Below are 13,622 nucleotides of genomic sequence, written 5' to 3'. Positions count from 1 at the left end.
CGCGGCCGCGATCGTCAGCATCGGCGGCGACGCTGCGCGCGTCGTGCGGCTCGGCAGCGCCGTCGGCGACGCCGGCAAGCTCGCCGAGGTGCGCGCGCGCTCGATCGTCGTCGACCGCGACGGGCTGCAACACGAGATCGCGCTCCCCGCCGCGCAAAATCCGAACGCGTTCGTGCGCTGATCTCCGCATCGCCGCACCCGTCACTGCACCATGTTGTTCAGCTCGATGATCGGCATCATCACCGCGAGCACGATCACAAGCACCACGCCACCCATCGCGAGAATCAGCAGCGGCTCGAGCAGGCTCGTCAGGAACATCGTGCGACGCTCGAGCTCGCGTGACTCGCCGTCCGCCGCACGGTCGAGCATCGTCGTCACGTCGCCGGTCACTTCGCCTGATCGGATCAGGTGCACGAGCACCGGCGGAAACGTCTTCGTATTGCCGAGCGCGCGCGACAGCGACGAGCCTTCGCGCACGCGCACGATCGCGTCGTCGACCTTCGCGTGCATCGCGCGATTGCTCAGCGTCTCGCCAGCCGCCTGCAGCGCGCGCAGGATCGGCACGCCCGCCGCGGTCAGAATGCCGAGCGTGCTCGCGAACCGCACCGTGTTGTAGCCGCGCACGAGCTTGCCCGCGAGCGGCGCGGTAAGCAGCCAGCTGTCGAACGCGAGACGCGGGGCGGCCTGCGACAGCACCTTGCGGATCGCCATTACCGCCCCTGCGAACGCGGCGAGCGATGCCCACCACCAATGCCGCACGAAGTCCGACAGCGCGAGCATCAGCACCGTCAGCAACGGTAGCTGCTGCTTCGTGCTAGTGAACACGTTCGCTACTTGCGGCACCACGTAGCTGAGCAGGAACGTGACGATGCCGAACGCGATCAGCGTGACGACGGCCGGATACGTGAACGCAAGCACGATCTTCTGCTTCAGTGCATTGCTCTGCTCGATGTAGTCGGCGAGGCGCGACAGCACGACGCCGAGCTTGCCTGTGTGTTCGCCCGCCGCGACGAGCGCGCGATAGATGTCGGGGAAGTCGCGCGGATGCTGCTCGAGCGCATTCGCGAACGAATGCCCGCCGACAACCTCCGCGCGGATCGACGCCATCAGTTCGCGCACGTAGTCGCGCTCGGACTGCTCGCTCAGCACGGACAGCGATTCGTCGAGCGGCAGCCCGGCGACGAGCAGGCTCGCAAGCTGGCGCGTGACGATCGCCTGCTCGCGCTGCGACAGCTTGCGGCCGAGCGCGAGGCGTCGGTTCCGATCGCCGTGCAGGCGCGACGCGGCTGCCTCGACGACGAGCGGCGTGAGGCCCTGCGTGCGCAGCTGGCTGCGCCCCGCGCGTGCGCTGTCCGCCTCCAGCACGCCCTTCAGCGTGCGGCCAGTGGGATCGATCGCTTCATAGCGGAATGCCGACATGTCAGTGTCCTCCTGTCACGCGCACGACTTCCTCGAGCGACGTCGCGCCGGCCGCGAGCCAGCGCTCCGCGTCGTCGCGCAGCGTGCGCATCCCTTGCGCGCGGCCCGTCGCGAGAATCTCCGCGTCGGCCGCGTTGCGGTGGATCAGCGAGCGGATCGCGTCGTCGACGATCAGCAGTTCGTATACGCCGCGCCGGCCCGCGTAGCCCGAATGGCCGCACTTGTCGCAGCCGACCGGGTGCCACACGGTGCGGCCGTCTTCATGGCGTTCTTCCTTGCAGACCGGGCAGAGCTGCCGCACGAGCCGCTGCGCGAGCACGCCGAGCAGCGACGACGCGAGCAGATACGGCTCGACGCCCATGTCGGTCAGACGTGTGACGGCCGACGCCGCATCGTTCGTGTGCAGCGTCGCGAGCACGAGGTGGCCCGTCAGCGATGCCTGCACCGCGATCTGCGCGGTTTCGAGGTCGCGGATTTCGCCGATCATGATCACGTCTGGATCCTGACGCAGAATCGAGCGCAGCGCACGCGCGAAGGTCATCCCGATCCGCTCGTTCACCTGCGTCTGGCCGATGCCACCGAGATCGTATTCGATCGGGTCTTCGACGGTCATGATGTTGGTCGTCGCGGTTTCGAGCCGCGACATCGACGCGTACAGCGTCGTCGTCTTGCCCGAGCCGGTCGGACCCGTGACGAGCACGATGCCGTGCGGGCGTGCAATCAGCTTGTCGAATTGCGTGAGCGTGTCGCGGCCCATCCCGAGCGCCTCGAGGTTCAGGCGCGCCGCATCCTTTTCGAGCAGACGCAGCACCGCGCGCTCGCCGTGCCCGGTCGGCAGCGTCGACACGCGCACGTCGACCGGCCGGCCGCCGACTCGCAGCGTGATGCGGCCATCCTGCGGCAGACGCTTCTCGGCGATGTCGAGCTGCGCCATGATCTTGATCCGCGAGATCAGCGCGCCGTGGAGCGCCTTCTTCGGACGCACGACGTCGCGCAGCGTGCCGTCGACACGGAAACGCACGACCGACGCATTCTCGAACGGCTCGATGTGGATGTCCGACGCTTGCTCGCGTGCCGCTTGCGTGAGCAGTGCGTTGATCATCCGGATGATCGGCGCGTCGTCTTCCGATTCGAGCAAGTCCTCTACTTCGGGGATGTCCTGCATCAGCCGCGACAGGTCGACTTCGCCCTCGACTTCGCCGACCACCTGCGCGGCGCTGCCGTCCTGGCGCGCATAGGCGTGGTTGATCGCGTCGACCAACTCATCGTCGGGTACGCGGACCAGCGAGATGCGGCCCACGCGCCGCGCGACCTCCGCGATCGCGCTAGGCGGCGTGCGGTCGCTGACCCACACTTCGAGCATGTCCGGATGCGCGCGCGCGTTTTCGCTCGCGATCAGGATCCGGCCGTCCCGCGCGAAGCCGTACGGCAACGTCGGCGTTTGCGGCCTTGCATCGGCGCGCGCAGCGGCCGGCGACGACGCAACAGGATCGATCAGCGCGTCCGTGCTCATGGCCGTCCCTTCGTCGCGTCGATGGCGGGCGAGTCGCCAGTGACCAGTGGCGGCGCTTGTTCATCGCGCGAGCCACCCATTCCGCCGGTTCCGCTCGTTCCACCCGGCCGCGCGTTCGGCGGCACAGCGCCACCCAGCGCGGCCGGCTCGCGACGCGTCATTCGGTTCAAATCGAAGATCCCGCCCGCGGCCGGCGCGCCCTGCGCAGGCCCCGGCGCGCGCGGCGGCAGCGCCGGGCTGTCGCGGTCGCGCTCGATCCGGTTGTCCGACCGGTAGTCGTTCATCTGCTGCTGCAGCATGTCATAGCGATCACCGGAGATGGCCGCAGTCGTGTCGCTGTCCGGCAGGATCACCGGGCGCAGGAACACCATCACGTTGGTCTTCGTGCGGTTCTTGCTCTCCGCGCGAAACAGCGACCCGATCAGCGGCAGGTTGCCGAGAAACGGCACCTTGTTGTTGCCGTCCGAGTAGTTATCCTGAATCAGCCCGCCGAGCACGATGATCTCGCCGTCGTCGGACAGCACCGTCGACTGCACCGAGCGCTTGATGATCGTCACGCCGCCCGGGTTGTTGACCGACGTCGCGTCGACCGACGAATCCTCCGAGTAGATCTGCAGCTTGATCACGCCGCCCTTCGTGATCTGCGGCTTCACGTGCAGCACGATGCCGACGTCCTTGCGGTCGAACGTGTTGAACGCGTTCACGCCCGTGCTCGACACCGCGGTTGCCGTCGAATACGAACCCGTCTGCACCGGCACGTTCGCGCCGACGACGATGCGCGCCTCCTCGTTGTCGAGCGTGATCAGGTTCGGCGACGACAGGATCGACGCGTTGCTGACCGTCGCGAGCGCCTGCACCAGCGCGCCGAGCCCGAAGAACTTGCCGAACTTGTGTAGCAGGCCGATGTTGATGCCGTTGTTCAGCAGCGTCGTGGCCGTCGCATTCGACAGCGTCTGCCCGAGCGACTGGCCTTGCGCGGTCAGGTTGACAATGCCCTGGCTCGTCGACGTGTTGAAGTTCGTGCTGCCGTACAGCGCGTTGTTGCCGTTGCCCGACTGCAGCGCGCCCTGCCATTGCACGCCAAGATTCGCGGCATCCGTCGCGCTCAGTTCGACGATCATCGCTTCGAGATAGACCTGCGCACGCCGCAGGTCGAGCTGGTCGATCACGTTGCGGATGTTCTGATAGACGGGCTCGGGCGCGGTGATCACGAGCGAGTTCGTCGCCGGGTCGGCCTGGATCGTGCCGGCGCTCGTGTCCGAGCCGCCCGTCGCGCCCGCGAGCAGGCCGCCGCGACTCGTTGCCGGATCGCCGCTCAGCGAAGCTGACGCGGAGTCGGTCGTGCCCGGCAGCGGCGGCAGACCCGGCGTGCCGGTCGACGTGCTCGTGCTGCCCGAACCGCTCTTGCTTGTGCTGCCGGCCGGGTCGCCGAGACTCTTGAACGCCGATTTGTCGGAAGACGACGTGCCCATGTCCGCCGCCATCCCCATCATCCCGCGCAGCACTTTCGCGAGCTCCGTCGCGTTCGCATTCTGCAGGCGCACGACATGCATGTTGCCCGGCACGCGCGTCGGCGCGTCGAGCTGCGCGATCAGCGCCTTCGCGTCGCCGATGCGGCCAGGGTCCGTCGCGCGCAGCAGGATCGCGTTCAGGCGCGGGTTCGCGCTCACCGATACCTTCAGCGTCGCATCGGTGTTGCCGGTCGCGCTCGGGTCGAGCATCTTCTGCACGATCGGCGCGAGATCGACCGCGCTTTCGTGGCGCAGCGGCACGACCGCGACCTTCTGCGACGCACCCGCGTCGATGCCGTTGATGATCTCCGCGATGCGGCGCACGTTGTCCGCGTAGTCGGTCACGACGATCGAGTTGTCGTTCGGATATGCGCTGATCGCATTGTTCGGGCTGACGAGCGGCTTCAGCACCGGCAGCAGGTTCGTCGCCGATTCGTTTCGCAAGCGAAACACCTGCGTGATCACGTGGTCGCCGCTCGCGCGCGGCGTGTTGCCGACGTAGGTCGGGCCGCCCTGCAGCTTCGCGTCGGCTTCGGGCACGACCTTCAGCACGCCATGATCGCGCACGAGCGCGAAACCCTGCATCCGCAGCGACGCTTCGAGGCTCTTCAGCGCGCGCTCCTTCGTGACCGGGTTGTCGGACACGAGGTTGATCTGCCCTTTCACGCGCGGGTCGACGATGATCGTCGTGTCGGTGGCCGCGCCGATCGCCTTCGCGACCAGGCTCACGTCGGCGTTCGCGAAGTTCAGCAGGACCTGTGCGTGTGCGAATCGAATGACGAGGAGACCGATAGCCAACCACGTGCAGCGATACGAGAGACGGCTGAATCCGGAGCGTGTGCGTGTCATCTGGGCAGGGTGACGGGCGGTAGGGGGCTGTGGCGAACGCGCCCGACGCGCGCATCGGGACGCCGGCATTCACCCCGCAGGCCGCGTTTGCTGGTCGGGTCCGTCGGCGTGATGCGTGCCGGACGGAAGTGCCGGGAAAGACTAAGGAGGGAAGTAGAGCAAATTTGTGACGAATGTTGGGCTACCTTTTTGGGCGGGGGCGGTTATTCCTTGATGTGCTTTCTTTAGCGCTGTTGGTGATTTTATTTCTTGGCTTTGTTTTATTCGTCAATCCAGACAAGCAGCTTCAATAAATATTCATCGCGAATCTCGCTTTTGATTCCATATTTACGCGTGGAACCTTGAGAACAGATCCCGAGAATTTCTGGCGACAGAAATGTTCCGTAGCATCTGCCATGAAAACGACTTGGTGTCGCGCTAGGCGAGCAGGCACATGCATCGCATCGACGGCGAAACGTGGCTCCTGGCTTACCGCAGAGCGCTCACGAGCAGCTCGCGCGTGGTTGCCAGCTCTACCGTTCCCGGTATTTTGGATTCGAATTCTGGCGTGATCGCGTCTTATGTCGACTCTTTATCAAGCGGAATAAGCGAATCGCTTCACGCGCAAAAATGTTCCGTACCATTCGTTATGAAAAATTCACACGCGATTTCCGTATTTCCCCCTACAGTTATTCGGCGGTCAACACGGAACTCCGGCCGCAGTATCAGCAGGCTTCTCGTTTATCTTCGTTCAAGGAAATTTTCATGAAATCCAGCAAGCGCAAGATCTGTCAAGCTGTCGCTCTCATCATTTCCGCCCTCGGCGCTTCGGCTGCCATGGCGCAAACCGCTCCGTCGCTGCTCGGCGGTGGCTCGTCGCTCGTCAACCCGACGATCCAGCAGGAAATCTCGGTGTTCCCGGCCGCTGACGGCACGGTGAAGTACTACTCGGTCGGCTCGGGCAAGGGTCAAACGGCCTTCCTGAAGAACGACCCGTCGCAATTCAACTCGGGCACGATCACGGTGACGGGTACGGTCGACTTCGCGAACAGCGATGCGCCGCTGTCGTCGGCACAAGTCTCGGCCTACACGTCGACGGGTGGCCTTGGGGTCACCAACGGTCCGCTGATCCAGATTCCGTACATCGTCACGCCGATCACGGTTCCCCTCGTGAACGCACCGACGGGCACGGGCCCGACGCTGCCGGGCAGCACGACGCCGACCGTCGCGCTGAACGACAACGATCTGTGCGGCATCTTCTCGGGCAAGCTGACGAACTGGAACCAGGTCACCAACCCCGACAACAACGCGACGTACTCGCTGAACGCCCCGATCAAGGTCGTCTATCGCGCTGACTCCAGCGGCACGACGGATCTGCTGACGGCCCACCTCCAGCAGGTCTGCAATACGTCCAACACGGCGTCGGGCGTCACCTTCCACGAAACGCAACATTTCGCAGGCTCGTCGGCGACGGTCGTGGCGGATGCGATTTTCCCGAGCGGCGCCCCGGCGAACTTCGTCGGTGTAACGGGTAGCGGTGGCGTTGCGGCTCAACTGGTCGGCTACAAGACGACGACCACTGCAGCAATCGCCTACCTGAGCCCGGACTACACGAACACGTTCCTGGCACCGTCGAGCTCGCCGGCCCAGACCAACAACCTGTCGGTGGCGAGCCTGCGTAACACGACGACCGGCAAGGACATCACGCCGACGTACCAGAACGCGACGACGGCGGTCGGAACCGTGGCCCTCCCGGCGAATCCGGCCGATCCGACGCAATGGGTGCCGAACGCCAGCAACCCGACGGTGGGCTACCCGATTTCGGGTACCAGCCAGATCATCGTCAGCCAGTGCTATGCGAACCACGGTAACACCCCGTCCGTGGCCGCGTCGGTCGTCGACTTCCTGACGCTGCATTACAACAGCAATGCGTCGATCCTTCACGGCAATGGCTTTGATTCTGTGCCGTCGAACTATGCGACGGCGATTTCCAGTGATTTCCTCACTGGCACCAGAGCCAACCTGAACATCGGCAACACCACGGTTTGCGGGAGCCTCGCTGGGCGCTAATCGGTTTGGCCCGCAAGGGCCATAACTGGCGCGCCGTGCCCCCTCGAAGTATCGGGCGCGGCGCGTTTTTTTTTTGAAAGTCGCCAAGGGTCATGCCATCGTCGCGACACCCACTGCCATAGTAGTGGGCGATTCATTTAACTCGTTCATTTGCCTCCCGGCGCGTCGACTACATTCCGCGTATTTCCCTCTACAGACATCCATCGGTCGACACGTCACTCCGGTCGCGGCGTCGGTGCGATTCCCGTTTATGTCTTTTCAAGAACATCCTCATGAAATCCAGCAAGCGCAAAATCCGTCAAGCTGTCGCTCTCATCATTTCCGCCCTCGGCGCTTCGGCTGCCATGGCGCAAACCGCTCCGTCGCTGCTCGGCGGCGGCTCGTCGCTCCGACGATCGGCTCGGCAATCTCGGTGTTCCCGGCAGCTGACGGCACCGTGAAGTATTACTCTGTCGGCTCGGGCAAGGGCCAGACGGCCTTCCTGAAGAACGACCCGTCGCAGTTCAACTCGGGCACGATCACGGTGACGGGCACGGTCGACTTCGCGAACAGCGATGCACCGCTGTCGTCAGCACAAGTCTCGGCCTACTCGTCGACGGGCGGCCTCGGCGTCACCAACGGTCCGCTGATCCAGATTCCATACATCGTCACGCCGATCACGATCCCCTCGTGCACGCGCCGACGGGTACGGGCCCGGCGCTGCCGGGTAGCACGACGCCGACCGTCGTGCTGAACGACGACGATCTGTGCAGGATTTTCTCAGGCAGGCTCATCGACTGGAATGCGGTGACGATTCCCGACAACGGTTCGAAGTATTCGACCATCAACAAGCCGATTACGGTTGTCTATGAAGCTGGTAACAGCGGCGCGAGCGACCTGCTGACCGCGCACAGGTCTGCCACACGATGCCTTTCGTTCGCAACGGTGTCACTGTGGCGGCGAACTCGAACATCAACTTCATGGAATCACAAAACTTCGCTGGGAAGTTCACCGCCGCCTCCACCTTCGTTCCGTCGAACTTCGTTGCCGCGACGGGTAGCGGCGGCGTCGCAGCTAGCCTGCTGGCGCTCTTAGGTCCGGGCGTCAGCTACCTCAGCCCCGCCTACACGAACACATTCCTCGCACAGTCCAGCGCACAGGCCAAGACGAACAACCTGTCGGTGGCGAGCCTGCGGAACTCGACGACCGGCATCGACGTCACGCCGACGTACCAGAACGCGACGATGGCCATCGGAGCGGTTTCGCTGCCGACGAATCGGGCTGACCCGACACAGTGGGTGCCGAACGCCAGCAACCCGACGGTGGGCTACCCGATTTCGGGCACCAGCCAGATCCTCGTCAATCAGTGCTATGCGAACCACGGTAACACCCCGTCCGTGGCCGCTTCTGTCGTCGACTTCCTGACGCTGCATTACAACAACAATGCCGCGATCCTTCGCGGCAATGGCTTCGATACAGTGCCGTCGAACTACGTGACCGCGATTAACGATGTCTTTCTCGTTTGCAACAGAGCCAAGTTGAACATCGGTAACACCACAGTATGCGGGAGCTTCGCCGGTCGCTAATCAGTCTGCGTCGCAATTGCTGAAACGAACGCGCCGTGCCACGAAAGGAATCGGGACACGGCGCGTACAATTGCAAAAACCTGTCGACATGAAGTACCGGTTCGAACAGCCGTCCAGCCGGGCGGCAATATCCATCGCCCGATCCAACGATATCAATGCCAACGCAACGGTAGTGCCCGCAGCTAGATCTTTCCCAGCCTTTCCTGTTCTTCCTTACCAAGAACCGCGCGCTGAGTCCGCCCCGCCGGTCCGAATCCCAAGATCGAAACAGCATTGGACGAATCGTATCCAATCTGATCCGTCTTGCGCTTCTTGCGAATGTCCTCGCTCCCGGCGTCTCCAAATCCTTCGACCTGCACCGAGATCGTCCAGCGGCGTTGCCCGTTACCCGACGCACTGTTCTTCACGATGTCCTGCGCCATCTGGCTGGCCGCCGATGCGGCGGAGCTCGCAGCAGTCAACGCGCCAGTGTTCACCGCCTGCACCATCGGAATGCCCATCGACGTGCCCTGCACCTGGATATTGTCGACGTTCGCGACATGCAGCGCTGCGACGTTCAGGTTGCCCGACACGCGAATGCCCGCATCTCCCGCGTCTACCGTGCCGCGCGGCGCGATTAGGTTCGCGTTGCCAGGTGGCGCCCCCGGCACGGACTGCAATGTCCCAATACCTGACCCGGTTACCTCGCCGCGCGCGTCGACCGTACAGTAATGGTTCGCATCACACACGTACTGCGGTGCCGGTGTGTCGGCCACCGACTTCGAACCCTTGCCGGCGTTGATATCCCCGTTCGAGCTCCAGATCGTCATGTTGCCGCCCTGCTCTGTGAAGATCCGACTCTGTGCGAGCAATACGCTCTGGTCCGTGAAGATGTTGATGTCCCCCTGTTCCAGCGTCAGGATGCCCTGCGTGCCCGGGCCGGCCACTACTTGGCCATTGCCGTTGACGACCGCAGGCGGCGCCGACGTGCCGCCCACCAGCGCCTGCCCACCGGGCCCAAGGATCGTAACGTCGCCGCCTTGCTGAGTCTGGATCGTCGTGCTGCGCATGTCGAGATCGCCCGTGCTCACGGCCTTGTTCACACCGTTGCCGCCGCCGCCGAGGTTGTTCGCCGTATAGCCAAGCAATGCAGGGAACAACGTATTGATCGCTTCGTAACCCCGCGCGTACTTCTGGAAATACGGGCTCGCCGAATTGTTGTAGTCCTTCCCGACCTGGGTCAGCACGCCGAACAGTACCTTTTCGGCAAAGAGCTGCTGCACGTATGACGGCAACGCCTGGAATTGCTTCCATGCATCGTCGACCGTCAACCGGCCTACCTTTGCCTGCGCGGCTTGCTTGTCCGCCTGCAGCCCCGTATCGACACCGAGCCCCGCGTCGTATTGCTGCATGAACGCGATCAGCGCCGGTGTGGTGCTCGGCACGCCGGCAACCGAACTGCCCGGTACGATATAGGTGGAGACGAATCCCGACAGATCGACACCGGGGCCGACACCGAACAGCACATTGATGTTCGCGCTTTCGTGCGGCAGGTTCGGATTGTTTGCATTGCCAACGGCCACAATGCCAGTCGTTATACCGCTAGTCGGATATTGAGAACCCAACGCAGTATATTCCTGTGCCTGGCTCGTCAGCGGACCGATGTTCCGGCCAGCCTCAACGTCGAACGTACCCGGACCACCCAACACGAGAGCCGGCACGGCGCCTCCTCCGTTTCGCGGAATCGGCGTATCGATAATGTCACGTCCGGCCACAATGCGCGTCATGTCGGAGTTGCGCAGGTTCTGCCCCTGGAACGCCAGATTCACGATATCCTGCCCCGCCTGAATCAAGGCCGGCTTATCGACAACGACAGTGACCAGTTTGTCGTAGAAGCCTGCGTTGCCCGCACCGGCTGGTTCGAGTATCCCGTTGACGATACTGCCGTTCAGGCTGTAGATGCGTGCTGGCGCCGTATCGCCGGCGTGCAGCGCGCTCGATGCTTGGAGGTTGGCCGTGGCCTGAGGCTGCGTCGGCGACGGCATCGACGCCGGATCCGCGTCGGACATGATGAACGTCGGACGGCCATTTGCCACGTTGCTGAAATTGATCGTCTGATCCGCGATCAGGTTCAATTGCCCAGTGGCCGACGGATAAAGCGTACTGGCGGAGTCGAGTGCGATTCCCCCGGTGAAAGCAGTCAGGTTCAGGCTCGCAGGCAAGATGGTGTTCGCGCCAGCCAACGTTGGACCCAACGTCCCAAAATCGATGTTGCCGGTGACGGCATTCACATTCACTTCCGACGTCGACGAATAGCCCTGAGCGTCAGCTTGCTGGTTGTATGCACTTGCCGCTGCCGCTGCCGCGTACGACGGATCCAGTACGCCACCGATATTCGCCCCTTGGCGCGCACTGACGTTCAGCACCCCGTCCTGTACCGCCAGCAATGTACCCACCTGTCCCAACGACAGAGTGGGAGTTTGCCCGACATTGCCATTGTTCGGATTGTAAGTCGTGTAGTTCACGCCATCCGTGTCGATCCGCCCGCCCGCAGTGATCGTTCCGGTTCCTTTCGCAACGAAGTAGTCACCGCTCAGGATGTTTCCGCCCGCACGCACAGACAGATTGCCACCGCCGACCGTATTAACGGTCGGAGTATCCGTATTGGCATTGGTGAGATACCACGTGGTGGGCAGCGACACCGCCAGGTCCGTGATGTTGCCGCCGGCCGTCACCGAAACATTACCGCCGACGCTCATCACCCCCTGATCGAACCCGCCGAAGTTGATCGACGTCTGAACCGTCTGCGTCACGGGCTTGCTGAGCCCGACCGAGCCGGTCGGATTGCCGATTTCCATCCATTGCCACCAGAACTGGCTGATGTTGTTGCCCGGCAGGCCCGATACTGCACCGGTCTGGTCGATCACGTTTTCGACGCCGGTGATATCGCCCTGCGCGTAAATTGAAATATCGCCAGCCGAGTCTGGATTCACGCTCGGAGAGACAAGTATGTGGGGACGCCCTTGAGACGTATTGCCGTTCACAATCGTCGCAGTGCTACCCACACCCGGCGCGCCTAGCGCCGCGGTTGGCGCACCCGCTGTGTAGATGACGCCCGGCGCGACGTTGTCCTGAAGCTCGATGTTGTTTCCCGCTGCGATATCGATGGACCCGGTGCCAGTACGTATCATGGTCGGTGTCAGCAACGTGAGCTTGCTGCTGTCCACGAACGCCGTGTGCCCGCCAAGCGTCACGTTGCCGCTATCGGTTGCATTTCCGAACACCCCAGCCGCCTGAAGAGCAAGCGGGTTCGCACTATTCAAGTCCCCTCCGGCCACGACGCGGAACGAACTACTCGTACCACTTACCAGCGACGCTGCCTGAAGGGGGAGCGGGTTAGTTGCCGTGGCGGTCGGCGAAGGTGTGTTGTCCGTTGGTGCCGGTATGGGAATGCTCGACGCCGTGACAGGCACGATATTGAGCACGGCTGCTGGTGCCTGCGGCAAGGTGATCCGAGGCGTTGGTGAAGGAGTGGAAGCGGCGCCGGCAGCATAAACTGCCTCGATGTATGCGGGATACTGCGCGATGTATTTCAGGTACGCTTGCGCATAGCTCACCAGGTCTGCCGGGCCTACCGGCGCGGGTGGCGCTACAGGTGCCGCAGGCTGGCCGGCATACACTTGGCCATTCCGGGTGAAATACATGAGTTGCAGATAGCTGTAGTTGCTCTGGCTATACTTTGCAACCTGACTCGGAAGCGTCTTGTCAAGGAATTGTCCGTACTCCGTATAAAGCTGATAGTACGCCTGCAACTCCTCGGGATCGCCCGCAGTGATGTTGGCAGGCCCCGATACGAAGTGCTTAACAGCAGCGTAGTATGCGATGCCAGATCCACTCGTCCCCGTCGCGGAGTAGGATCCCGCGGCAGCGTTGTACAAGCTGGAGACAGCTCCGAAGTTGCCGTACATGCTGAACGACGGCACCGGAATGCTGCCGCCTGCGGAAACCGGATTGGCGATCTGGAAAAATCCGTCCGTCAGGCTCGCGTTGACCTTCACGTTATTCTCAGCGCGGAACGTGACGGTAGGTGCCTGGCCATTGAAGCGGTATGCAAGGTTCGTCTGCGACGTACCCGCGCCCAGGTTCCAGTTCGTCAGGACCGAGATATCGCCGTTGTTGATCGCCGGATTCGGGTTGTCCAATTCGATGCCCGGCACCACGCGGAAGTTCGCGACGGGTGTGCCCGCAAACTGGGCCGCCACACTGTCAACACCCTGCTGGACGAAACCCATCAGCGTGCCGGGCCCATTCTTCACGTCGCCGCTCTTGTAGCCGTAGAACGTCTGATGATCGGTATTCGCCGCGCCCGGTGCCGGCGTGAAATAGTCGTTTGTCAGATAGTCCACGAGCTGGCTCGCGCTCGTCGGGTTCGGCAGCGCATTGCCGTTCTGGTCGGCCCAGGTTCCGGCGACCATTGCGGGCTTGCCCGCGCCCGCAACGCTGTCGGCATACCACCCCGCCGGATCGACGATCCCGTCGAAATGCTGCGCGCCCGTCGTCGCGTCGGTCGTGCTCCACACCGCATACGCTTCGAGTGTCGTTGCACGTGCGCCCTTGATCTGCGCGTTACTGTCAATCGAGACTGGAACCTCGCCGTTGCTCAGCAGCGGCGCGCGCAGACTGACCGTGCCGCCCGAAAGACCGCCCGCGGTGCCGCCACGCACGTCGATGTTTGCC

General features: G+C 63.3%; 7 protein-coding genes and 1 pseudogene. 4 read left to right on the top strand and 4 right to left on the bottom strand.

The window, feature by feature from the left end:
* Window positions 1–181: pseudogene (locus tag G3N94_RS34770) on the top strand (hypothetical protein); the annotation flags it as partial.
* A 20-nt stretch (window positions 182–201) separates the two neighbouring features.
* On the opposite strand, the gene gspF reads toward G3N94_RS34770, so the two are convergent.
* From gspF to gspD, 3 genes are read right to left on the bottom strand one after another with little or no spacing between them, the layout of a single operon-like run.
* Complete coding sequence (gene gspF / locus G3N94_RS34765) at window positions 202–1,419, bottom strand: type II secretion system inner membrane protein GspF (RefSeq protein WP_205798479.1); 1,218 nt, start codon at window positions 1,417–1,419, stop codon at window positions 202–204.
* 1 nt (window position 1,420) lies between these two features.
* Window positions 1,421–2,932 carry a type II secretion system ATPase GspE gene (gene gspE, locus G3N94_RS34760; RefSeq protein WP_241022243.1) on the bottom strand — a complete coding sequence of 504 codons (1,512 nt, stop codon included), beginning with the start codon at window positions 2,930–2,932 and terminating at the stop codon, window positions 1,421–1,423.
* Complete coding sequence (gspD, locus tag G3N94_RS34755) at window positions 2,929–5,292, bottom strand: type II secretion system secretin GspD (protein WP_205798477.1); 2,364 nt, start codon at window positions 5,290–5,292, stop codon at window positions 2,929–2,931. The genes gspE and gspD overlap by 4 nt, the downstream gene beginning before the upstream one ends.
* A 744-nt stretch (window positions 5,293–6,036) precedes the next feature.
* Between gspD and G3N94_RS34750 the strand changes: the two genes are divergently transcribed.
* From G3N94_RS34750 to G3N94_RS42760, 3 genes are all read left to right on the top strand, one after another.
* A complete protein-coding gene (locus G3N94_RS34750) occupies window positions 6,037–7,341 on the top strand; it encodes a substrate-binding domain-containing protein (protein WP_205798475.1) in 1,305 nt (434 codons plus the stop codon).
* A 436-nt stretch (window positions 7,342–7,777) separates the two neighbouring features.
* Window positions 7,778–8,074: a substrate-binding domain-containing protein gene (locus tag G3N94_RS43310; protein ID WP_346778754.1), complete on the top strand. Its 297-nt coding sequence runs from the start codon at window positions 7,778–7,780 to the stop codon at window positions 8,072–8,074.
* Window positions 8,075–8,246: 172 nt separating this feature from the next.
* Entirely contained in the window at window positions 8,247–8,906 is a 660-nt protein-coding gene (locus G3N94_RS42760; protein ID WP_241022242.1) for a substrate-binding domain-containing protein, read from the top strand.
* Between the two features lie 182 nt (window positions 8,907–9,088).
* Here the strand turns inward: G3N94_RS42760 and G3N94_RS34740 are convergent, their stop codons facing one another.
* Entirely contained in the window at window positions 9,089–13,609 is a 4,521-nt protein-coding gene (locus tag G3N94_RS34740; RefSeq protein ID WP_346778753.1) for a filamentous haemagglutinin family protein, read from the bottom strand.
* Window positions 13,610–13,622: the final 13 nt, after the last annotated feature.

This window comes from Burkholderia sp. Ac-20353 (assembly GCF_017104785.1).
Classification (GTDB): Bacteria; Pseudomonadota; Gammaproteobacteria; order Burkholderiales; family Burkholderiaceae; genus Burkholderia.
The sequence above is the reverse complement of the archived record's forward strand: the minus strand, read 5'-3'. Positions and strand labels throughout refer to the sequence as shown.

Bases quoted from the DNA above. Each gene is read 5' to 3' on its own strand.
- gspF (WP_205798479.1), bottom strand. From the start codon at position 1,419: ATGTCGGCATTCCGCTATGAAGCGATCGATCCCACTGGCCGCACGCTG.
- gspE (WP_241022243.1), bottom strand. From the start codon at position 2,932: ATGAGCACGGACGCGCTGATCGATCCTGTTGCGTCGTCGCCGGCCGCT.
- gspD (WP_205798477.1), bottom strand. From the start codon at position 5,292: ATGACACGCACACGCTCCGGATTCAGCCGTCTCTCGTATCGCTGCACG.
- G3N94_RS34750 (WP_205798475.1), top strand. From the start codon at position 6,037: ATGAAATCCAGCAAGCGCAAGATCTGTCAAGCTGTCGCTCTCATCATT.
- G3N94_RS42760 (WP_241022242.1), top strand. From the start codon at position 8,247: ATGCCTTTCGTTCGCAACGGTGTCACTGTGGCGGCGAACTCGAACATC.